This window comes from Parabacteroides sp. AM58-2XD (assembly GCF_003463685.1).
GTDB lineage: Bacteria > Bacteroidota > Bacteroidia > Bacteroidales > Tannerellaceae > Parabacteroides > Parabacteroides segnis.
On the sequence record NZ_QSDP01000103.1, the window covers coordinates 1 to 22,997 of the forward strand.

16 protein-coding genes and 1 pseudogene are annotated in these 22,997 nt (G+C 44.4%); 5 read left to right on the forward strand and 12 right to left on the reverse strand.

Going from position 1 to position 22,997, the window contains the following annotated elements; translation table 11 throughout:
• Positions 1-530 precede the first annotated feature (530 nt).
• The 3 genes and pseudogenes from DXA15_RS20015 to DXA15_RS20025 all read left to right on the forward strand — a co-directional run bounded on the left by DXA15_RS20015 (position 531) and on the right by DXA15_RS20025 (position 3,324).
• Entirely contained in the window at positions 531-1,409 is an 879-nt protein-coding gene (locus tag DXA15_RS20015; RefSeq protein WP_128135201.1) for a pirin family protein, read from the forward strand.
• A 129-nt stretch (positions 1,410-1,538) separates the two neighbouring features.
• Positions 1,539-2,697, forward strand: a pseudogene (gene fucO, locus DXA15_RS20020) (lactaldehyde reductase).
• A 114-nt stretch (positions 2,698-2,811) separates the two neighbouring features.
• Positions 2,812-3,324, forward strand: coding sequence for a ferritin-like domain-containing protein (locus DXA15_RS20025; protein ID WP_007659478.1), 513 nt, complete (start codon positions 2,812-2,814; stop codon positions 3,322-3,324).
• 79 nt (positions 3,325-3,403) lie between these two features.
• Here the strand turns inward: DXA15_RS20025 and DXA15_RS27095 are convergent, their stop codons facing one another.
• The 3 genes from DXA15_RS27095 to DXA15_RS20055 all read right to left on the reverse strand — a co-directional run bounded on the left by DXA15_RS27095 (position 3,404) and on the right by DXA15_RS20055 (position 8,519).
• The gene (locus tag DXA15_RS27095) at positions 3,404-6,478 is read right to left on the reverse strand and encodes a cellulase family glycosylhydrolase (protein ID WP_233567476.1); all 3,075 of its coding nucleotides are present in this window, start codon (positions 6,476-6,478) and stop codon (positions 3,404-3,406) included.
• Complete coding sequence (locus tag DXA15_RS20050; protein ID WP_128135202.1) at positions 6,469-7,668, reverse strand: hypothetical protein; 1,200 nt, start codon at positions 7,666-7,668, stop codon at positions 6,469-6,471. The genes DXA15_RS27095 and DXA15_RS20050 overlap by 10 nt, the downstream gene beginning before the upstream one ends.
• Positions 7,669-7,850: 182 nt before the next feature.
• The gene (locus tag DXA15_RS20055; RefSeq protein ID WP_044215266.1) at positions 7,851-8,519 is read right to left on the reverse strand and encodes a Crp/Fnr family transcriptional regulator; all 669 of its coding nucleotides are present in this window, start codon (positions 8,517-8,519) and stop codon (positions 7,851-7,853) included.
• A gap of 361 nt (positions 8,520-8,880) precedes the next feature.
• Between DXA15_RS20055 and hcp the strand changes: the two genes are divergently transcribed.
• Positions 8,881-10,536 (forward strand): hydroxylamine reductase, encoded by a 1,656-nt coding sequence (gene hcp, locus DXA15_RS20060; protein WP_128135203.1) that lies wholly within the window; start codon positions 8,881-8,883, stop codon positions 10,534-10,536.
• A gap of 75 nt (positions 10,537-10,611) precedes the next feature.
• Positions 10,612-11,037: a large-conductance mechanosensitive channel protein MscL gene (gene mscL / locus DXA15_RS20065; RefSeq protein ID WP_007659472.1), complete on the forward strand. Its 426-nt coding sequence runs from the start codon at positions 10,612-10,614 to the stop codon at positions 11,035-11,037.
• Between the two features lie 85 nt (positions 11,038-11,122).
• Here mscL and DXA15_RS20070 read toward each other — a convergent pair whose 3' ends face one another.
• The 9 genes from DXA15_RS20070 to DXA15_RS20110 form a co-directional block, all read right to left on the reverse strand.
• Positions 11,123-12,466 (reverse strand): aspartate kinase, encoded by a 1,344-nt coding sequence (locus DXA15_RS20070; RefSeq protein WP_128135204.1) that lies wholly within the window; start codon positions 12,464-12,466, stop codon positions 11,123-11,125.
• Positions 12,467-12,495: 29 nt separating this feature from the next.
• On the reverse strand, positions 12,496-14,226 hold the full coding sequence (locus DXA15_RS20075) for an ATP-binding protein (RefSeq protein ID WP_128135205.1): 1,731 nt from the start codon (positions 14,224-14,226) through the stop codon (positions 12,496-12,498).
• A 1-nt stretch (position 14,227) separates the two neighbouring features.
• A complete protein-coding gene (locus DXA15_RS20080) occupies positions 14,228-15,349 on the reverse strand; it encodes a sensor protein KdpD (RefSeq protein WP_128135206.1) in 1,122 nt (373 codons plus the stop codon).
• Positions 15,350-15,366: 17 nt separating this feature from the next.
• A complete protein-coding gene (locus tag DXA15_RS20085) occupies positions 15,367-16,071 on the reverse strand; it encodes a TorF family putative porin (RefSeq protein ID WP_233567477.1) in 705 nt (234 codons plus the stop codon).
• A 239-nt stretch (positions 16,072-16,310) separates the two neighbouring features.
• Entirely contained in the window at positions 16,311-16,892 is a 582-nt protein-coding gene (locus DXA15_RS20090) for a K(+)-transporting ATPase subunit C (RefSeq protein ID WP_128135207.1), read from the reverse strand.
• Between the two features lie 408 nt (positions 16,893-17,300).
• On the reverse strand, positions 17,301-19,343 hold the full coding sequence (kdpB, locus tag DXA15_RS20095; RefSeq protein WP_128135208.1) for a potassium-transporting ATPase subunit KdpB: 2,043 nt from the start codon (positions 19,341-19,343) through the stop codon (positions 17,301-17,303).
• A gap of 347 nt (positions 19,344-19,690) precedes the next feature.
• A complete protein-coding gene (gene kdpA, locus DXA15_RS20100; protein ID WP_128135209.1) occupies positions 19,691-21,400 on the reverse strand; it encodes a potassium-transporting ATPase subunit KdpA in 1,710 nt (569 codons plus the stop codon).
• 20 nt (positions 21,401-21,420) lie between these two features.
• On the reverse strand, positions 21,421-21,501 hold the full coding sequence (locus DXA15_RS28110) for a potassium-transporting ATPase subunit F (protein WP_118318664.1): 81 nt from the start codon (positions 21,499-21,501) through the stop codon (positions 21,421-21,423).
• A gap of 429 nt (positions 21,502-21,930) precedes the next feature.
• Positions 21,931-22,641 (reverse strand): DUF6261 family protein, encoded by a 711-nt coding sequence (locus DXA15_RS20110; protein ID WP_128135210.1) that lies wholly within the window; start codon positions 22,639-22,641, stop codon positions 21,931-21,933.
• Between the last annotated feature and the right edge of the window lie 356 nt (positions 22,642-22,997).

Genomic DNA, 22,997 nt, shown 5'->3' on the forward strand with positions numbered 1-22,997 from the left:
TTAAATTGTTATATCTCTATGCTCAGAATTCGTATTTATTTCAAGTTATTGACGGTATTAATTTCTAATACTTGTACTACTTGTTGATATGTAAATCTTTCAAAGAACTCTTATTGTTACACTCGCTTTATTTTAGCGAACGTGGATGCAAAGATAAGAACTTTTATTTCATACTTCCAAATGTTTTAGGAAGTTTTTCTAAAAGTTTTTTTCATCATGTTTTGCAGTGCCGTTCTCTCTCGAATGCGGATGCAAAAGTAGTGCTTTACAACATACGCTCCAAACTTTTATGGGATTATTTTTTCAACTAAATCGTTACTGACAGACTATAATTCTGAACGACTGATCGTTACAGGCATAAAAAAATCAAACAAAGTCTCACTCTGCAACTATCCTTAAAATTCAGGCGTTATTGCCTAACTTAAGATCTTTTCAAGAACCTTCCCTATACATTATAATATGGGAATAACGAATTATAACAACAAAGCCGTTTTCTTTTTTGTTTTACTAAAAAATAAAGAGATTATTTTATGACAATAAAAAAAGTAGAAAGTATCATAGCTCCGCCTGCCCCGCATATGGTTGGAGACGGATTCAGAGTTCATAATTTCATACCGCATTTGGAACAACTAAGCAGGGAACGTATGAATCCTTTCATTCTGTTAGATTATAATGCAAAAATGGAATTCTCTCCACGTAAAGAACCGAGAGGAGTCGGAGTACACCCTCATCGTGGGTTTGAGACCGTCACAATCGTATATAAAGGAAAAGTAGCCCATCACGACAGCAGAGGCAACAGCGGCGTGATCGGCCCGGGCGATATCCAATGGATGACAGCCGCATCCGGAGTACTTCATAAGGAATATCACGAAGAAAGTTTCAGCCGGAAAGGAGGCGAATTCCACATTGTACAATTATGGATCAATCTTCCCGCCAGGGATAAGAAAGCCGATCCTAAATATCAATCTATCGAAAACAGTCAGATACCAAAAGTCGAATTATCCGATAACACAGGTCTGGTAGAAGTTATTGCAGGCAAATATCAGAATACAAACGGAATAGCATCTACTTTTACCCCGATGCATCTGTTCAATGCTAAACTAAACAAAGGTGGAAATGCTGAATTTTCATTTCCGGCAGATTACAATACTGCTATTTTAGTCGTTGAAGGTTCCGTAAAGATCAATAATAATGAATTGGTTCCAACCGATTATTTTGCTTTATTTGAAACTAAAGGAGAAACGTTCACCATCCACGCTGTAAACAAAGCTACTGTACTTATAATGAGTGGTGAACCGATCAAAGAACCTATTGCAGCATATGGTCCGTTCGTTATGAATAACGTGGCAGAATTAAAACAAGCTTACATTGATTTGGGAGCCGGCAAGTTCGGCAAACTGGACGATTAAACGACAATAATCCTAACATAAAAGCATTATCAGTTTTGAAACCATAAATATCATATTTATAAGTTTCAGAAACTGGTAATGCTTTACTTTTGACGCCCTATTACAATACATAACAAAAGAAAAACGATCATGAACACGAACAGAATCGTATTGAATGAAACATCTTACTTTGGTTCGGGATCAAGGAGTGTTATCCCTGAAGAAGTAAAAAGGAGAAACCTTAAAAAAGCATTTATCGTAACAGATAATGATCTTGTAAAATTTGGAGTAGTAAAACAGGTTACCGACATATTGGAACAGGCGGCTATCCCCTACACCACTTTTGCAGAAGTAAAACAAAACCCAACTGTTACAAATGTAAAAGCCGGCGTAAAAGCATATGCAGCATCTGCTGCCGATTTCATCATAGCCATAGGAGGCGGTTCCCCGACAGATACGGCAAAAGCAATAGGAATTATTACTAATAACCCAGAATTCTCAAATGTCGTTTCACTGGAAGGTGTAGCCAATACCAAAAACAAATCCGTTCCTATTATAGCTTTGCCAACTACGGCAGGAACAGCAGCAGAAGTAACTATCAACTATGTGATTACCGACGAAGAGAATGTCAAGAAAATGGTCTGTGTAGACCCGAATGATATTCCAGTCCTGGCAATCGTCGATGCTGAGCTGATGAGTTCCATGCCCAAATCGCTCACCGCAGCGACCGGCATGGATGCGCTCACCCATGCAATCGAAGGTTATATACCAAAGGTCCTGGGAAATGTCAGATATGTTTGAACTGAAAGCCATTGAAATGATTGCCCGCCATCTTCCTGCGGCCGTTGCCAACGGCCATGATCTTGAAGCGCGTAATGGTATGGCAGTAGCTCAATATATTGCAGGTATGGGGTTCAGTAACGTCGGATTAGGAGCCGTACACGGAATGGCTCATCCCCTGGGAGCTTTCTATAACATACCTCATGGAGTTGCCAATGCTTTGTTACTTCCTTATGTGATGGAATATAATATGCCTTCTTCCATTCAGAAATATAAGAAAATAGCACAAGCAATGGGATGCGACATACAAGGAATGAACGATGAAGCGGCAGCCGTCGCTGCAGTAGAATCCGTCAAACAACTATCCCTGAAAATCGGCATTCCACAGAAACTAAGCGAGATCGGAGTAAAGGAAGAAGACCTGGAACAACTGGCCCAATCAGCTTATGCAGATGTATGTACTCCCGGCAATCCGAGAGATGTTACCGTCGAAGACCTTCTTGCTCTCTACCGGAAAGCCTATATCTAACATAATAGAAAAAATAATAAATTACCGTTCCAATTTAGTTTAGTATGAACAAACACACGACAGTATTGTTTGAACAGTACGAACGAGCATTATACTAAACTAAATTTTACAATTATGGCAAAAGAAAGTGTTAAGATTCTACAGAAAAAACTAGACGTAGAAAGTTTGTTATCACAGCTTAACGCTGCATTATCAGAAGAATGGTTAGCATACTATCAATATTGGGTAGGCGCTTTGGTTGCAGAAGGTGCTATGCGTGCAAACGTACAGGCTGAATTTGAAGAACATGCCAACGAAGAGTTAGGTCATGCCAAACTATTGGCCGACCGTATCATCGAACTGGAAGGTGTTCCCGTTCTCGATCCGAAACAATGGTTCGAACTGGCCAGATGCAAATATGACGTACCAAATGACTTCGATGTTGTCAGCCTGCTAAACCAGAATGTCGCTTCAGAACGTTGCGCCATTGTCAGATACCAGCAAATTGCCGAATTTACAGATGGCAAAGACTTTACTACCTGCGAAATAGCCAAACATATCCTGGCTATGGAAGAAGAACATGAACAGGATTTGCAGGATTATCTGACAGATATTGCCAGAATGAAAAGTTCTTTCCTGAATAAGTAATACCTGGTCCGGTATAGATTACTTAAAAAAATAAACCCACTCTTTTTTTAGAAAATTGTGGGTTTATTTTTATCCAGTTTTATCTTTTCAGAAACTTAGTTGTTTTTATTTTTCCATCGGAACAAACTGCCCGCAGGAAATAAACCCCATTACTCATTGAGTTTAAATCAATAGTCACAGCAGTAGCCCCATTCACCTTTATGTTACTGTTTATACGTCCGGAAACATCAGAAATAATTACGGAACGAAGCGGAGTTTGTGACTCAACAAACAATTGGTTATTTATTATTCTACAAGTTATATCATTCACCTGTTGGATAGCACTATTATCAGTTGCCGGGCTTGAATAAAAATATAAATTGTCAATATAATAAGCACCAGGTTTATTTGATTCCAGCCGGATAGAATAAAGATTTGCCATATTAATATATTTCTGATAATCAGACAGAAGTATATCCAAAGCGTTCCATCTCTGCTCGATACTTGCCATCTTTATAGCCGGAGTTTCCAATACTCCGTCTGACAAATAGATACTAAATATTTCTGCATCAGGCGTCCATACATCCAGATGTAATTGTTCAAGGTGATCGACCTTTAAATTATCCAAGTTGATAAACAATGAATTGGTGTTAGTCAATTTCCATGTATTATTGCCTGCTATTTTAACAACATCCACTTTAGTCGTTTGCCCCTCCTGACTGTCAAAAGAATAAGGAATGTTTGCATAAACATCACTGAAAACAGAAACAACTCTGCTTTCTGCCTGTAAAGGAGTAGGAGCAGCTACAGTAGGTCCGACTGGTTCTTCCGGTTCTAAAGGTTCTTCTCCCTCACTTTCTTCATAAAAATAAATATGATCAAGATACAGCGTCCGACCTCCGGGAGCACAGGATAAATTAATCCTGTTAATCTTCCCTTCTGTTTTAATAAGAAGTCCGGCCAAATCCATATCAAGGGCATTCCATGTATGAGGTTTTAAATCATAACTATATTCTTGTTCTACAGTATCATTACCAACCGTTATTTTCAGACTCATTTTACTTCTGGGAAATACATTCAGACAAAGACGACCTTTATCGTTCAGCTGGACAGATGTTCCCAAAGTGATATTCTGCTTATCGAAATTCTCCAGTTTTATAACTTTATTCCCTTTCACATCTTCCTCTTCTCCTTTTATGGTTAAGTCCATTTCCGGAAATGCGACAGTCTGTAAGTCGTCAGTATAGAAAGAGCTAAAAACTGTAGATACATCAGATTCTTCCATTTCAGGAACAGCGGCAGCATTTATAGCCAAAGTTCCTTTTTTTATAGAGATGTTTTTGAATGTGATAGTTCCTGTTCCCTTTCCTCCCATATCTAAAGTAAAACGTGCAGCATCATCCGTTTCCCTCAACATAGTAAAAGTATAAGAATATGTCTCCTCCTGCTGTTTGGCAGAGAAAGATAAATTTGGTCCATAGGGAATATAAGCGGTACCATTTTTCCCGATATAATTTGAAAAAGTGAAACCTTCAGTATCTCCGCTGACAGTAAATGTGACTGTATATACCGCTCCCATTTCAAGGCTGGTGAGTAAAATCGGTTGAACGTCCCAAGAATTTTCACCACCATTAATGATAGAAACTTTCAGCTCACCATCATCCCAAGAGTTAATCCAATGACTTGTTTGGTTAATCCAACCGGTGTTCCAGTTGCTACCTTTATCTATATTGCTGTCATAGACGGTTTCGCTCCCAACAATATGCAAATCCATTGGTTTTTTCGGAATTTTATTTGTAAATAAAGCATCCAATAAATGCTGACGGAATTGTCCGGTGGCAACGTCATAAATTCCAAAGTCAGTTCCAAAATCCCAATAGGCATAACTGTAACCATACCGCTCAATCGTACGTGTGACAAAGGTAGTCCAGAGCAGGCGCGAATCCAGATCCGCTTTGTCATACGTACCGAACTCACCGATGTGGACAGGGATATTATTGTTTTTCGCAGAAAAATCTCTGATAAGGTTAAAATCATTTATTACGGCCTCCCTATCACTCTGTGAATCATACCACTTATATCCTACCGGAGGATTACCGGACCATTCAGCCCCCTGATGAGTAAACGGCATTGGATTATAATAATGGACTGTCAAAATAAGATGATTATCCTGTGGAAGTATTAATCCATCCAATCCATTGACCGTTCCCCAATCTGTCGTACCAACCATTATGGCCCGATTCGGATTCGTTATTCGTATGGTATTTATAGCTTTTTCCAGCAATTCGTTCCATAGCGCAACCGTCATATTATCTCTGGGTTCATTGAGTATTTCGAAGACTAAATCCTCCGGATAATTCTGGAAATACTCAGCAATTTGAGCCCACAAAACAAGGAAACGCTCCATTTCTTTCGCCTGTTCATTTCCCGATAACTCCATTAAAGGGTTATAATGATGCATGTTGATGACGAGCTTTAAATCGGCAGCAAGAATCTTATCAATGGCAGCTTTAATTTTAAGCATAAACGCTTCATCAATATTATAAGGCTTTTCATTCATACTTCTGCCGTCATTATCCCAACGGATGGGCAGACGAACATGTGTAAATCCTTGTTCTTTTACCATCGCAACGTAAGCATCATTCCATACCAGATTCGATTGGTCATAGATATTCCCTAAATTGATCCCTTTTCCCAACTTCTTATTCAGATTCTCAATCGGAGAAGGAGTGAATAGTTCCTTTTTCTTGAAGAAATAAATATTATCAATAAAGAAAGTCTTTTCATTTCCATCTTCAAGAGATAGATAATGAACTTCTTCCAAAGGCACATCTGTAAACTCTGATAATGCAATATTTATACGGTTCCATTCGTTCGAAACAAGCGTTAGAGGAATAGAATGTTTAGTCCCGCCATCAAGCGTAATGCTCAAAGATATTGCATCCGGCGAATAGACATCGATATGCAAAGAATCCATTCCCGAAAGATTGACGTTTCCTAGTTTAAGAGGGAATTGATTTGTTTTCGTTAACTGGTAAATGGAGTTATTACCCTGCCGAACAATTGCATCTATAGTGCTTTGCTCCCAATCAGCAATTTCGGGATAGCCATCCGAAAGTCCGTTTTCATAAGCATCGCTGAATACAGAAATTACATTCGCCGGATTTAATTGCACGGGAGGAAGATAAGCATGTGTTCCGGGGCACCTTCTACGGGAATGATATCTTCATCATTATAAAAATAGATATGATCCAAATAGATCGTATTATTACTGCTTCCGGTATGGATTTGAATTGTACTTATTTTACGCTCTGTATCTTCCAGGAAATCATCGATATCAATATCAATAGTATGCCATTCATTGGCAGCCAGATTATATTCCGGTGTTTCAAATTCGATATTTTCCGCATTGCCTATCCTATTATCATAAAGCATCAATGTTACTTTAAAAGCCGGAATGGCATTTCCCGCATACACATCTAAATGAAATTTGTTGTTATCTCCAATTTCCAGTATTTGATTATTGAGATTATACTGGATTGCACCCGTATTAAACCCGTATAATTTAAGCAATTCATTACCTTCATTATCTTCTTTTTTTGAAACATTATATTTTCCTCCCCACTCTAAAAAGACTACTTCAGTGCCTGTTCCATATTTAGTGCTATAGAAATTAACGACATTGGCGGCGGAGCGTTCCGGTATTAAAGCAGCCGGTATTTCCATCGGTTCATTTGCTTCTGTAGAAAAATAGATATTGTCAAGATAAGCAGTAACTCCAACGTCATCACCTTGCACGCTTAATAGCATAGAAGCAGTTGTTTGGAGCGCCTCGTCTCCTTTAACACGAGCAAATTCGCTTAAAGGGATTTGGATGGAATGCCATTTTCCCTTTTTATATGTTTTATTACTGGTAAACTCATAATCCGTGTTACCTGACGGATATAATTTTATTCCTACAGTACTGACATCCTTGCTAAAAAAAGCATCTATATTTATGTATGTAGCCGTCGATAAGTCGGCAGGTGAATTATAAAAAGTCAATGGATGGTAATCGAAATTCGATAATTTAACAAGATTAAAGCCATCCTCAGTCTGTGCTAATGAAGGTGTTGTCTTTTCATCCCCCCACTTGTCATAAATATTAAAACTATTATTTGTTTTACTATAGTGACTGCCAAAAATCGGAATCACTTTCTCTATCGGGAGCGCATAGACAATATCACTGGCCCTATCCGGTTCAGTTACTCCGGCTGCATGTATATCTGTAAATCCGGTAAATAATCCCCATATAAATACTAACTTAATAAATAAATCCCTTTTCATCATGTAATTAAATAAAGTTCGACTTTGACTGATATTCAAAAAAATTAAATAGAAAACAATTGGTTTTGAAACTATAAGAGGTCGGTTTGTGGCACTGTTCTAAAATTCAGTTACAAAGATAATTAAAAGCCGACCGAAGTCGGTATATCGGGCTGACGGATTAATTTCTTTTAATCCTTATTAAGGATATTGGCTGGCAAAACTGTTTCCGATTGGATGCTTTATTGCCCCATCTGCCGCAAAAGCTGCATGTTACAAATCGTTATCACTTTCCTGTCTATAGAAATAATTCCTTCCTGCTCCATCTCTGCCAATGCACGTGCCAACGAAGGACGGGTCACACCAAATGAATCGGCTATCTCCTGCTGAGTATCGGTCAGATGAATCACCGTAGACCACGCGTCCGGCAGTTTATGAAGCAAATAATCCGCTATCTTATTCTTTATATTCTTCAAAGACAAGAACATAATCTTGTCACTCAGGAAATGGCTCCTGCCGGATATCAGCATCAGGAAGTTTTGAAGAAGCTGCCTGTTCTGCTGCATCCACACGGTAAAATCATCCCGATGGATAAATAAAATCTCTGACGGCTCCATGGCGATGATATTTACCGGCAAATTGTTTTTTGGGGCATATAAAAAAGCGGGGGCTAACAACTGAGCCGCTTCCAATTCTTCAATAACAACGAGTTTACCCGCATCATTCACCATCTGTCCCTGCAAAAGTCCGTTCAACACGATCATCAGATAATTGCATGGCGTTCCCTGCAAAGCTATAATGTCCTTTGGGCGGTAAGATGCGACCCGGTAAGCCGTTGTCTCCAACAAACCGGAAATGTCTGATTCCGGGATATTCCGGAATAATATGGATTTAGAAAGAATTGCTATCATGTTCATTTATATATACAGACTTATTCAATTATATATACAGGCAAATATAGGAAAAGATACGGAAGAAACCTTATTCTCCTGCTGATGTAAGTTGTTGCCGACGCTGTCGGCAAAATAATCGACGACGTCGGCAAAGCTTTCGACAGTGTCGGCAATATTGTCGAGGACGTCGGCAACAACTTACATCAGCAGATAAATAAAATGACATAGGAACCGACACATGTTTCCCCCGTATCCAAATGAAAGTATGACCGCGTTTATCAAAGAAATATCCGCGTTTGTAACATTTGGTACAATATAAGAGACCGGCCTGTCCTACTTTTGTTTCGGAATAATATAAACCAATAAATTATAGAATAGTATGGATGCAAAAATGTTTTGTTTTCAGTGTCAGGAAGCTGCGAAAGGTACCGGTTGTACTATCAAGGGTGTCTGCGGGAAGGATGATGAAACGGCCAACCGGATGGACCTGCTTTTATTTGTCACCAAAGGTGTTTCCGTTGTGGCTACCCTGTTACGGAATGCCGGAGTAGAAGTTCCCGCGCATATCAACCGTTTCGTTGTCGATGCGCTCTTTTCTACTATAACAAATGCGAACTTCGATATAGAGAGTATTACCGGCCGAATTGTCAATGGCTTGAAGTTTAGGGAGCAGCTAAAAGAAGAGGCGACCGGATACGGCATCGAACTGCCGGTCATCGATGAACTGGTCTGGAAAGGCAACGAAAGTACTTTCGAAGGAAAAGCCCTTACGGTCGGTGTGTTGCGTGAAGCCAATCCCGATATCCGTTCCCTGAAAGAACTCATCATCTACGGCTTAAAGGGAATGGCAGCTTATGTCGAACATGCCGGCAATCTGGGATTCGAGGAAAAGGATTTACATGCTTTCATACAGCATGCCCTTGCCGAAACTTTGCGGAAAGACCTTTCAGCCGAACAATTGACGGCACTCGTTTTGGAAACCGGCAGTTACGGTGTAAAAGCAATGGCATTACTCGACAAGGCCAATACCAGCAGTTACGGTAATCCGGAGATCACACAGGTGAACATCGGTGTACGCAACAATCCGGCCATTCTGATTAGCGGCCATGACCTGAAAGATATGGAAGAGCTGCTTGCACAAACGGAAGGAACCGGAGTCGATGTATATACGCACAGCGAAATGCTTCCGGCCAACTATTACCCGGCCTTCAAGAAATACAAACATTTTGTCGGTAACTACGGAAATGCCTGGTGGAAACAACGGGAAGAGTTCGAGAGCTTCAACGGACCCATCCTGTTCACGACCAACTGTATCGTTCCGCCACTGGAAGGAGCTTCTTATAAAGACCGTGTGTATACAACCAACTCGACAGGCTTTCCGGGATGGAAACATATTCCGTCAAGGGAAGACGGCAGGACGAAAGACTTCTCGGAAATCATAGCCCATGCCAAACGATGTGATACGCCCAAAGAAATCGAGCACGGACAGATCACCGGAGGATTTGCCCATAACCAGGTTATGGCGTTGGCAGACAAGGTGATCGATGCCGTTAAGAGCGGTGCCATCCGTAAATTCGTCGTGATGGCCGGCTGCGACGGACGAATGAAAAGCCGTAACTACTATACGGAGTTCGCCAGCGAACTGCCTTCCGACTGCGTAATCCTGACAGCCGGTTGTGCCAAATATCGTTACAATAAACTGCCGCTCGGCGACATCGGCGGCATTCCCCGCGTGCTGGATGCCGGACAATGCAACGACAGTTATTCATTAGCCGTTATCGCCATGAAGTTGCAGGAGGCTTTCGGACTGGAAGATATCAATGAGCTGCCAATTGTTTACAACATTGCGTGGTATGAACAGAAGGCGGTTATCGTCCTGCTGGCGTTGCTGAGCCTGGGCGTTAAGAACATTCACCTGGGACCGACGTTGCCGGCATTTCTTTCACCGAACGTGGCGAAGGTACTGGTTGAAAACTTCGGCATCGGAACCATCAGTACCGTGGATGAAGATATAGAAAAGCTAATTCTTGCCTGATATTTTAACTAAACTTTGTATATTCGCAACCAAATGCAATCATTTATGGTTATAACATAAAAAAGGCGAATATGTATGGGAAAGTTTTTACAAGAATTTAAACAGTTTGCCATGCGCGGCAACGTCGTTGACATGGCTGTCGGTATCATCATTGGTGGTGCTTTCGGAAAAATCGTATCTTCGGTCGTTGGAGATATTATCATGCCTGCCGTAGGGTTACTGGTGGGTGGTGTCAACTTTACCGATTTGAAAATCGTGCTGAAACAGGCGGTTATGGAAGGCGATAAAGTCATTACGCCTGCCGTCACAATCAATTACGGGAATTTTATACAGGTGACTTTCGACTTTATCATTATCGCGTTCGCTATCTTTATGATGGTAAAAGGGATGAATGCCCTGAATAAAAAGAAAACGGAAGAAGCGCCTGCCGCCCCTCCCGCTCCGCCAGCCGATGTTCAGTTGCTGACTGAAATACGTGACTTACTGAAAGAAAAGAAATAAAGAAAAACCTTATCCGTAAGGTTTCCTGAATAACAGGGAAGCGTGTCAAAACAGAGGTCAGCCTCTTTTTGACACGCTTCTGTTTTCAGGCACCAATCGCTTCCGTCTCATCCGGTTTCGGGAACAGACGGGAGCTCAGTGCCTGCAATGCACGCGTTTTATCGGCAGACTTCATCACCAGGGAGACATTGCTGCTGCTTCCCCCGTAAGAAATCATCCGCACGGGAATGTCTTTCAACGCATCTATGATTCTTGCCTCGAAGCCGACGTTCTGCCATTCAAGGTCGCCCACCACACAGACGATTACCATATCCTTTTCGACACTGATTGTTGCATATTTCTCCAGGCAGCCTACTATTTCCTGCAAATGTTCGGGATTGTCGGTCGTCACGGAGATGCCTATGTCGGAGGTCGTCACCATATCGACGGCCGTTTTGTAGCGGGCGAATGTATCGAACACCGTGCTCAGGAACTTATGAGGCGGCAGGATATTCAACGACTTCATTTTGATGAAGACGATATTGTCTTTCGCTGCTACCGCCTTGATTCTGCCCTTCTCCGCGGTATTCGAGATTAATGTTCCGGGAGCATCGGGTTGCAGGGAGTTCAGCAGGCGGACCGGAATATTGCTTTCCTTTGCCGGGCGGATGCAAAAAGGATGGAGTATCTTCGCTCCGAAATAAGCGAGCTTCGCCGCCTCTTCAAAGTTAAGCTGGCGGACAGGAGCGGTATGGTTTACTACGCGCGGGTCGTTGTTATGCATACCGTCGATGTCCGTCCATATCTGTATTTCACGGGCATGGACGGCCGCTCCGATCAGGGAAGCACTGTAATCGCTTCCTCCGCGTTGCAGGTTATCTGTCTCGCCGTATGCGTTCCGGCAGATGAAACCCTGGGTGATAAAGATATCCGTGTCCGGGAAGCGGGACAGCAGTTTTCCGAGATGCTCTTCGATGTAGGACATATCCGGCTCACCGTCGGCATTTATCCGCATAAAATCGAGGGCCGGAAGCAATGCCGACTTCATTCCCTGCTCTTGCAGGTAAAGATGCATCATGCCCGTGGAAATCAATTCACCCTGCGCCAGCACCACCTTTTCATCGAAGACGGTAAAAGGTGTACCGGCAAACGCCCAAATTTCATTGAAACGTTCCGTTACCAGTTCCAGCGCCTTTTCCTTATAGGCGACAGAGGTATATAAATCCTCGATATGGCCGGCATAAGCCTGTTCAAGACGGGTAATGATTTTATTGGCCTCATCGACCTCCTTGCGATAGAAACAACGAGTGATGTCGACCAGCGAATTAGTTGTTCCGGCCATCGCCGATAAGACGACAATTTTAGGTTCACCGCCGGATATAATGGATACGACGTTCTTCATCCGTCGGGCCGAGCCGACAGATGTACCGCCAAATTTTAATACTTTCATGATTGTTTACTGTGTTTTCTTACTTATTATCAGACATTAAATGAAACGATAAAGGTACTGCCCTTTCCTATCTCGCTTTCCACGCGAATGGTTCCGCCATGAGCTTCGACGAAGTCCTTGCTGATAGCCAGTCCGAGGCCGCTACCCTGCACTTTCGTACCGGGAACGCGGAAGTAACGGTCGAAGATACTCTGGTGGTAACGCGGGTCGATGCCCTTGCCGAAATCGCGGACGAATATCTCCACGACTTTGCCTTCCTGCCGGGCACCGATGATGATGCGTCCGTTTTCCGGCGTGTAGTGGATGGCGTTCGACAAAAGGTTTGTCAGGACCCAGGCTATCTTTTCGCTGTCGACAAAGAGTTTGGAGATTTTCTCCGGATACTCGACCTCTATATGGCAGCCGAAACGCTCCGCCTGCACACGGTTCGCCTTGATGGCATAGTCTATCAGTTCGATTGGCTTGGTGATTTTCGGGTTCAGTTGCAGTTTTCCGGTTTCCACCTGCGTCATCTTGAGCAACTCGCCGGTTATTTCGAGCAGGCGGTCGCTGCTTTCCTTGATGCTTTCGGCAAGCGCCTTCTGTTCGTTGTTCATATCGCCTACCCGCTGGTCTTCCAGGAGTTTGAGGCTCATCATGATGGCTGAAATAGGTGTTTTCAGTTCATGAGAGATGGTCGAAATGAAGGTCGTCTTTGCCGAATCCAGTTCCTTGAACTCGGTGATGTTTTTCAGGAGGATAACGTCGCCGACGTATTGGCTGACGTCTTTCTGCCCGTCCGTCAAATGGATGGGAATGTATTGCACCTTGAAATAACTTTCTTTGTTATCAGCATAAATTTTGAGCGGTTCCTTCTTTTCGTCGGGTTGCACCAGTTCGCGCACGAGGCGTCGCAGGAGATCGTTTTTCAGCGCCAGTTCGGCAGCAGACTTGCCGATGACATTTTCACGTTTCAGATTGAGGATTGTCAGGGCGACATCGTTGGCGAAAAGTATTTTACGGTTCCCGTCCAGTCCGATGATCGGCTCGGTGATGCTGTTGACGATGGCTTCGATGTATTTTTTCCCCTGGATAATATCCGCCAGCGTACTTTTACGATATTCGGTCAGCCGTTCCGCCATCCGGTTGAAGGAGTTGGCGACGGCGGCGAACTCTTCATATTTCCCAAGGTCGAGGCGCTTCTCGTAATTATGGTTAGCAATCTCCATGATACCGTCTGTCAGCTTGCGGATCGGCGTGTTGATGGACCGGGGGAGGCGGATCAGGAAGGCAAAGGCTATCAGGATGCAGGTGATGCCGAGGATGCAAATCCACAGCAAGGCTTCATGTGCCGTATGCTCCGCCACCTGGCTTTTCCGGTAGATGGAAGCCATGTTCAGGCTCATCACCTCGTTCAACGCCATGCGGACACGTTGGATGGAGGCGTCGTTCATATCCTTTTTCATGGATTCGTATTGCGTAACCAGATGGGTGGTCGCGACATTCTCGTCCACTTCCGTTATATTCTCCTTTTGCAGGTTCAGGTTCTTTTCGAACTCGGTACGCGCCACCGGGTCGGTCTTGATACGTTCGAGGGCATCCAGCATACGGCGCGAATACAGGAGCGTATTGTAATTATCCGCCAGGATATTCTGCGTATCCGCCGACATGCGGTAGATATTCTTTACCGAAAGACCGCCCAGCAGGACAATCATTGCAAACAGCAGACCTATACCATAGGTGAGCTTCGTTTTAATCTTTAGACTAACAGACTGTAACATATTATGCCAATATTATCAGGTCAATATTCATTTGCGACAAGCTATTCAGCAATTTCCGGTATTGGAAACAGGCACGGAACACGGAAACAAGCGTAAAGGCAGGCTTCCCGATGCAGACGGTCGAAATCTGCTTTTCGCGGCATACTTCGATAATACTGTCGGGGATGCTTCTGGACTGCACTTGTATGATTTCGCCTCCCAATTCAGTTGCCAGCTTGAAATGATTCGACAGGTAACGCTGGTTTGCCAACGGGATGCGGTCGATACTTTCGCGGGGCGTCTGCACGTAGAGGACAAAAAATTTCGTGTTGTAGCGGGTAGCCAGCCGGGCAGCCTTGCGGATGACCTTACGCGGCGTCTTCTCATGACTGCTGATGCAAGCCAGGAATTTTTCATGCCGGACACCTGTATTGACGGGGACCGCGCTCTCCACCTTCTTCTCGACACGTAGCGCAACCTCTTTCAGGGCAAGTTCGCGCAACTGAAGAATATTTTCAGACTTGAAGAAGTTGTTCAGCGCCGTCTGAATCTTTTCCGGCTTGTATATTTTTCCGGCTGTCAGGCGTTTCACCAGTTCGTCGGCTGTCAGGTCGATATTCACCACCTCGTCCGCCTGCTCCAGGACACTGTCGGGGATGCGTTCCTTTATCTCGATGCCGGTTATATCCTGCACGTCCTCGTTCAACCCTTCCAGATGCTGGATATTGACGGCGGTGATGACGCTGATGCCCGCCTCCAAAATGTCCGTAACGTCCTGCCAGCGCTTTTCATTCTTGCTGCCTTCGATGTTGGTGTGCGCCAGTTCGTCTACTATCACGACCTCCGGATGGATATTCAGGATAGCCTGCAAATCCATCTCCTCCACTTCTTTTCCTTTATAAAATGACCGGCGGCGCGGTATCAAAGGTAGACCTTCGACCAACGCCTCCGTTTCAACCCTGCCGTGTGTTTCCACGTAACCGACCTGCACGTCGATACCGCTCCGAAGCAATTCGTGCGCCTCCTGCAACATACGGTACGTTTTCCCCACACCGGCAATCATGCCGATGTATATCTTGAAATTTCCACGGCGGGATTTTTTCAGCAAATCTAAAAAGTGTTGTACGCTCTGTTCTCTGTCCATGAGTTGCTTGTTTCAGATTACCACGGTCTTAGCGAGATTCCAAAGACTACATGTGCATCTTCCATACGGGGATTCCAAATAGCCTGCGCAAATATAGGCAAAGAGAATGAATCGCTGAACTTTATAGTGGTACTTCCTTTCAGCGCGACGTTGGTAACTGCAAATCCGTCGTTCGTCTTCGCCCCCGTATAAACTCCGTAAGAGGTATAGGGAAGGAAACCGCAGGTGGCGGTCAGGTCGACAGTTTTCACACGAAACGGATAATTGAGTTCGACGTAGGAAGAATAGTTCTGATTGCCGTCCTCGTCCTTGTCTTGTCCGGCAAACATAGTATACCAGGCAACGGAGAGGGGAAATTTCTCCACGGGAAGCGTATAAGCCAATCCGGCCTCGAAATGATGGGCGGTTTCATGGCTTTTGAAGTTGAAGTATTTGTTCGCGCCCTGTCCGGCCCACCACAGGTCGGCGATGGATAGGGTAAGTCCGGAATTGCCGAAGGTATAGGCTGCCGTCAGGTCGATTTCCTTGTTGGCGGCACCTTCCGAAGATTTATAACCGTCGAAATCGGTCGATCCCCACGCTGTCAGGGAGAAGCCGGCGACGCTAAAAGCGAGGGTCGGCTGGAAACTTGCTCCCGTTTGATAGAACCCTCTCCAAAGATACGAACTCACAAGGTCCCCTTGCACGGTAAATGCGGCTCCGCTATCGTCTTTTTGAGCCATGACGCATGTAAAAGAGGTGAAAAACAGTAACAGAAACGCCGTTACTATGCGTTTTATGGATATATTCATTGTTTTATGCATTCTTACCAGGGTATTCATCATTCGATATATTTATTTGGGGACTACGCCGCCGATTTAACCCATAAATATTTGTTTTTATGCGTTTTTACCTAGGTATTTGCCCATAAATACGTTTATCTGATGATTTTTACCCTGCGTTTGGTATTTCGATACGATTGTTATTTATTTTTCTCTGCCTTTTCCAAAGCGATATTCAATTTCAGGACATTGACCTTCTCCGGGCCGAACAAACCTAATAATGGTCCTTCGGTATGGCTGCTCACCAGAGCCATGACGCTTTCGGGCGAGAGGCCTCGGGCCTGTGCGACACGTTGTACCTGTGCATAGGCGGCTTTCGGGGAGATATCGGGATCTAGTCCGGAAGCACTGGCGGTGACCATTTCGGCGGGCACTTCCTCACGTGTCAGATAAGGATGATGAACGAGGAAGGTGTCGATGCGGGCTTTGACTTCCGAAAGGTATTCTTCGTTGGAAGGGCCTTTGTTGCTTCCGGCGGAAGAGGAAGCGTCGTAGCCGTCGCCTGCACAAGAGGGGCGTCCCCAGAAATAGATGTCCTCCGTGAAGTTCTGGCCTACGTTTGCGGCTCCCACGATTTTGCCATCGAGTTCAAGAACTTCGGCGTTGCCTTTGTTCGGGCCTGCTACCTGTGCAAAAATCCATAAGACGAATATGTAGCAGATACTAAACAACAGACTGAATGCTATTGTCAGTTTAAATGATTTGAAAAGAGTTGATATCATACTTGTTTGTTATTTAAAATATAACCGTTAATAATATAAGTTCAATAATAAAAGCCTGTTTTACTCACCCTGTAAGGGTGATACATATTAGCCCAGGGTTCCAACCCTGGGGTTGGTAATATTTCCTTTCTTCTCTTTTACCCTGTAAGGGTAATACAAGATAAAAAAGCCAGTATTTATCTTGTCGCACCCTTACAGGGTGCTATAATAAAAGAAGAACCTAAGGATTCCCCAGGTTGAAACCTGGGCTGATTTGTTACGCCCTTACAGGGCGAAAACGCTGGCGCCACATTGATTTGTATGTCCTTACAGGGCAAAGACGCTGGCACTATATTGATTTGTATGTCCTTACAGGGTGAAGACGCTGTCATTATACATTTTTATCTTTTATCCTATAAGGATAATTATTTACATAAACATGCTTACCACCAAATCGATCAGCTTGATGCCGACGAACGGAGCGATTATCCCTCCTACCCCATAGATGAGCAAGTTGCGGCGAAGCAGGGCAGAGGCCCCGATCGGCTTGTAAGCCACACCGCGCAATGCCAACGGAATCAGTATCGGGATGATGAGCGCATTGAAAATAACTGCACTGAGTATCGCGCTTTGCGGACTATGCAGGTGCATGATATTCAATGCTGCCAACTGTGGGATAGCGACCATGAACAAAGCCGGCACGATGGCAAAATACTTGGCAACATCGTTTGCGATACTGAATGTGGTCAGCGTTCCGCGCGTCATCAACAACTGTTTACCGATTTCAACGATTTCGATGAGCTTGGTCGGGTCGTTGTCGAGGTCCACCATATTTCCGGCCTCCTTGGCTGCCTGCGTACCGCTGTTCATGGCAACACCGACGTTTGCCTGGGCCAGTGCGGGAGCGTCGTTCGTTCCGTCACCCATCATGGCGACCAGTTTGCCGGCTTCCTGCTCCTTCTTGATATAGTTCATTTTATCTTCCGGCTTGGCTTCGGCAATGTAGTCGTCTACGCCAGCCTTTTCAGCGATATATTTTGCAGTCAGCGGGTTATCGCCTGTCACCATAACGGTCTTGACACCCATCTTGCGGAGACGTTCAAAACGTTCCTGTATTCCCGGCTTGATAATATCCTGCAACTCAATCACACCGATGATAAAATCATCCTGCGAAACAACCAGCGGCGTCCCTCCGTTGCTGGTAATCTTTTCCACCAGTTCGGCTACTTCTTCCGGATATTTATTTCCGGCAGCCTCGCTCATCCGGCGGATGGCATCGAAAGCTCCCTTGCGGATACGTGTTCCGTCTTTCAGGTCGACGCCGGAACATTTCGTTTCCGCCGTAAATTTAATCATGCGGGAACCCGACGTACTCAGGTCGCGGATGCGGACACCCTTTTCGCGTCCCAGTTCCACAATAGATTTACCCTCAGGCGTTTCGTCGGATAAGGATGCCATCAGGCAAGCCTGAACAAATGCCTGTTCGTCAATCCATTTTACAGGATAGAACTGGGTTGCCTTACGGTTGCCAATCGTGATCGTTCCTGTTTTATCGAGTAGCAGCGTGTCGATATCACCTGCCGTCTCTACAGCCTTGCCGGATTTGGTAATTACATTTGCACGCAAGGCACGGTCCATGCCGGCGATGCCGATAGCAGAAAGCAGTCCTCCGATCGTCGTCGGAATCAGGCAGACGAACAAGGAGATAAAGGCAGCAATCGTAATCTGTGTATTCGAATAATCAGCCATAGGCTTCAACGTCCCGCAAACAACCACGAACACTAACGTAAAACCTGCCAGCAGGATAGTCAACGCAATCTCATTGGGTGTTTTCTGGCGGGAAGCGCCCTCAACCAGGGCGATCATCTTATCAAGGAAACTTTCGCCTGGCTGCGTAGTCACTTTCACACGTATCTGGTCAGACAAAACTTTCGTACCGCCCGTTACCGAACTTTTATCGCCGCCTGCCTCGCGGATGACCGGGGCCGATTCGCCTGTTATGGCACTTTCGTCGATAGAGGCGAGTCCTTCGATAATCTCACCGTCGGAAGGGATGGTATCGCCTGCCTCACAGATAAAAACATCGCCTTTCTTCAGTTGCGAACTGCTGACTGTCGTGATACTGCCATTCGCACCGATTAATTTGGCAGGTGTCTCCTCACGAGTTTTCCGTAAGCTGTCTGCCTGCGCTTTGCCGCGTGCTTCGGCTATTGCCTCGGCAAAATTGGCAAAGAGCAAGGTGACAAACAGCACAATGAAAACCAACATATTGTATCCGAACGAACCCTGCGTGTGGTCGCCCGTCGCAGCGGACCAGATGGTAACAAAGAGCATTACGAACGTGACAACCTCCACGATAAACATGATTGGATTCTTGAACATCGTCTTCGGGTTCAGCTTCACGAACGATTGCTTCAAACTTTCTATAACAAGCTCCCTGGGAAACAGGGAAGCGGCTTTATTATTTTTCATATTACTTATTCTTTTTATGTTTCGATATAAATTGTATATCTATTGACAGAGTTAATTTCATATACCGGAAAATATCAGCTAGATGCTTATAGTGCCGGGAGTAACTTCTCCCCTCTCGAGAGGGGGTAGGGGGTGTGTTAACACATATCAATAAAGCAGGCTTAAAATGCATTAACATGGAAATAGTTTAATTTATATTGAGGGTAGCATGATAAAGCCGGTTTACAGGCTGAGATATGACACACCCCCTGCCCCCTCTCAAGAGGGGAAAAAGTTACAATCAGTTTTTACTAATAAACATTCATAATTTAATAAACTGTGATACGTATTAATTCAATCAATCGTTATTAATATATCGAGAAATATTCTGCTATCGGCCCCAGCGTCAGCGCAGGGAAGAAAGACAGGGCGGCAACGATAAAGATTACGCTGAACGTCATCACGGCAAATGTGGCCGTATCTGTCTTCAATGTCCCTGCACTTTCCGGGATATATTTCTTTTGTGCCAGCAGTCCCGCAATGGCAACCTGCCCGACGATAGGAAGATAACGGCTGATAATCAGTGCCAGGCCAGTCGTGAAGTTCCAGAAATAGGTATTATCGCCCAGTCCTTCAAATCCCGACCCGTTGTTTGCCGAAGACGACGTATATTCGTAAAGCATCTCGCTAAGTCCGTGGAAGCCAGGATTATTCAGCCACCCTCCTTCCGCCTCCACAAAGGCCGGATTATATACCCAATAATAGCATGCCACCGCCGTGCCGATCAGGATAACGAACGGATGAGCCAGCGCCACAATCGTCGCAATCTTCATCTCGCGTGCCTCCACTTTCTTTCCCAGGAACTCAGGCGTGCGCCCGACCATCAACCCGCTGATAAAGACAGCGATAATCAGGAAAGCGTAATAATTCATGAATCCCACGCCTACACCGCCGAACCAGGTATTAATCTGCATATTCAACATCTCCATCATTCCCGACAGCGGCATCGTGCTATCATGCATACCATTCACCGAACCGTTGGAAGTCACCGTCGTCGTGCAACTCCACAAAGCGGTGGCAGCCGGACCGAGGCGGGTTTCCTTTCCTTCCATGGCACCGGCCTGCTGGTCGATTCCCATAGCCGAGATCATCGGGTTCCCCTTCGTTTCATAGTATGTATTGATGCCGACACTCACGAGGTAGGCAAACAGCATCACCCCGAATATCGAATAGGCAAGTTTCTTCCGTTTCAGATAAAATCCCAATGCAAACACCATCGCCATCGGCAGTATAAGGATGGACCAACATTCCACCATATTCGTCAGGTAAGACGGGTTTTCCAGCGGATGCGAAGAGTTAACCCCATAGTAACCACCACCATTCGTTCCCAACTGTTTGATAGGGATGATTGCAGCAGCCGGACCTTGCGAAACAAGTTGTTCCTGTCCTTCCAACGTCGTCAGCTTCATCTTGCCGTCGAATCCCATCGGCGTACCTTCTATAATCAGAATAAAACCAACCACCAACGCCAACGGCAGCAGGATACGTGTACAGCTCTTCATCATCAGATTCCAGAAGTTACCGATCGTATTAGTCGATTTCGATGCCATCGCCTTGAAAACTCCCGCCAGGGCCGCCATACCCGTTGCCGCCGTAATAAACTGGAAGAGCATGATGACAAACAACTGTGTAAAATAAGTCAACCCGCTCTCGCTGCTGTAATGCTGCAAGTTACAGTTCACCATGAAACTGATACAGGTATTAAACGACAGGTGCGACGACTGGCTCGCATTGCCGTCGGGATTCAACGGCAGGTACTGCTGGAAATACAGTAGGAACATTCCCCAGAAAAACCAAAACAGATTAATGGTCAGCAATGCTTTGAGGAAACTCTTCCAACTCATTTCCACGTTCGGGTCGATGCCGCACAGTTTAAAAATCCATCTTTCCACCGGGGCGATGAAGTCCAGGCAGGTCTTCTCCCCTTTATAAACTTTTGCAATGTACTTCCCCAGCGGGTAGGCCAGCACGACCATGAGTACTATTTGCGCGATGCTACCTAATAATTCCGTATTCATCTTTTTACCTTCATATTTGTTTAAAACTTTTCGGGCTTAATCAACACATACATCAGATACCCGAAGATAATCAGGCAGAGTATAAACAGTGCTACGAACATATCTCTCCTCCTTCCTTTAAATCTTTTCGAACCAATCTACACACTTGAAAAAAAACCAGTAGCAAAGGCTACCTACCGCACATAAAAAAATAAATGATACAATTTCATTCTCTAACATAGCTTTGTCTTTTAATCGTTTATACAAATCATTTTGCCCTTCTATATGCCAAAGCCGTGCCAAAGCGGAGGCAACAACCCGTTAAGAACTGTATCACAAATACTTATCAGAAAAACGCAGTGTAACGCCGGAAGAGGCAACCCTTCCATTTTGAAAAGGTCAGCCTGTCAAAACGGTAAAGTATACTAAAACGGAAAGATGAAAAAGAGAGTGCGGGAATAGAAAAAAAGCCCCGGAAATACCGATTATTTCCGGGGCTTAGAATGATTTAAGTAATCTATGTCTCATGACATATACGGTTACGTAAGACCTCACGGCCTGAGGTTATTGGAGGTCATCGCACGGTAATGGTCGATACGCGCATTCCACCATGTGAAAAGCTCTGCATAACTTTCATCACCGTCGACCCTTTCCAGTGCATTCAATTTTTCCACCAATATATTATAAGACGCCTCATAGGCGAGGCGCGTTGTTCCGCTATTTCCTTTTCCGGTTTTTCCGGAGTGTTCTTTATAATGTTTCAATGTCAGCTTCTCACAAATGTCGTTCACCCTTTTAAGTTCATCCGTCCAATTACCCAATTCCAGCAGGGCGACTTCCCTTTTATATTCATCCGAGGCCAGCGTCTGCAAGAAATTGTCTATAAAATTTGTCTGATTGTCAAACGACAGCTTCTGCACCCTTAAAAACGAATCGGCAAGGGGCTTTAGATGCGTGGCGGCATTTATTCTTACTATATCGAAATGCCTCAGATAGTTTTTTATCTCAATAACTATGGCAATATGAAGGCTCTGACGCTGCTGGCTGACTCTCTTCATCTGTTCCGTATAAGCATTTTTAGGTATATAGATGACAGAATCATTGAATGCTTGCAACTTCGCTTTATAATCAGAGAATACATCGTTTATCCCAAAAACATCGGCACCTTTAATGTCAATAATTATTTCTATCTCATGCCCGAAACTCAGACTATCCCTGTTACTCAACTGTGTTCTCGTTTCAAACGGCTGTATCTTTATCATAGAAATGAATATTTTAATTGATAATATAATAATAAAAGGTGTGGATTCATTCATGAAAGCACGATTTCCCCGCCACAGTCCCCCGGTATTTATATCCGGGGAACTCCAAAGTGCGAGGCTCTTCAAAAATAAGTTTGAAGAGGGGTTACTTTCAGTTTTATCTCACGACCAACTGATTTACAAGCGAATTTATTCTATTTATCCCTTCTCCGCCCATTTAAGGACGTCCGAAGGATTCCCTGATTGCATTCTCTTCATATACATCAGACCTGTATTATAGCCCGTTTAAGGGTCCGGTTTCTTTTTTTATTCATATTTATTAACACCAAAATGACTAGATATAACGACCCTTTTTT

What these genes read in the sequence shown, in the direction of transcription:
- DXA15_RS20015 (WP_128135201.1), top strand. Translation starts at nt 531, where the DNA reads ATGACAATAAAAAAAGTAGAAAGTATCATAGCTCCGCCTGCCCCGCAT.
- DXA15_RS20025 (WP_007659478.1), top strand. Translation starts at nt 2,812, where the DNA reads ATGGCAAAAGAAAGTGTTAAGATTCTACAGAAAAAACTAGACGTAGAA.
- DXA15_RS20055 (WP_044215266.1), bottom strand. Translation starts at nt 8,519, where the DNA reads ATGATAGCAATTCTTTCTAAATCCATATTATTCCGGAATATCCCGGAA.
- hcp (WP_128135203.1), top strand. Translation starts at nt 8,881, where the DNA reads ATGGATGCAAAAATGTTTTGTTTTCAGTGTCAGGAAGCTGCGAAAGGT.
- mscL (WP_007659472.1), top strand. Translation starts at nt 10,612, where the DNA reads ATGGGAAAGTTTTTACAAGAATTTAAACAGTTTGCCATGCGCGGCAAC.
- DXA15_RS20070 (WP_128135204.1), bottom strand. Translation starts at nt 12,466, where the DNA reads ATGAAAGTATTAAAATTTGGCGGTACATCTGTCGGCTCGGCCCGACGG.
- DXA15_RS20075 (WP_128135205.1), bottom strand. Translation starts at nt 14,226, where the DNA reads ATGTTACAGTCTGTTAGTCTAAAGATTAAAACGAAGCTCACCTATGGT.
- DXA15_RS20080 (WP_128135206.1), bottom strand. Translation starts at nt 15,349, where the DNA reads ATGGACAGAGAACAGAGCGTACAACACTTTTTAGATTTGCTGAAAAAA.
- DXA15_RS20085 (WP_233567477.1), bottom strand. Translation starts at nt 16,071, where the DNA reads ATGGCTCAAAAAGACGATAGCGGAGCCGCATTTACCGTGCAAGGGGAC.
- DXA15_RS20090 (WP_128135207.1), bottom strand. Translation starts at nt 16,892, where the DNA reads ATGATATCAACTCTTTTCAAATCATTTAAACTGACAATAGCATTCAGT.
- kdpB (WP_128135208.1), bottom strand. Translation starts at nt 19,343, where the DNA reads ATGAAAAATAATAAAGCCGCTTCCCTGTTTCCCAGGGAGCTTGTTATA.
- kdpA (WP_128135209.1), bottom strand. Translation starts at nt 21,400, where the DNA reads ATGAATACGGAATTATTAGGTAGCATCGCGCAAATAGTACTCATGGTC.
- DXA15_RS28110 (WP_118318664.1), bottom strand. Translation starts at nt 21,501, where the DNA reads ATGTTCGTAGCACTGTTTATACTCTGCCTGATTATCTTCGGGTATCTG.
- DXA15_RS20110 (WP_128135210.1), bottom strand. Translation starts at nt 22,641, where the DNA reads ATGATAAAGATACAGCCGTTTGAAACGAGAACACAGTTGAGTAACAGG.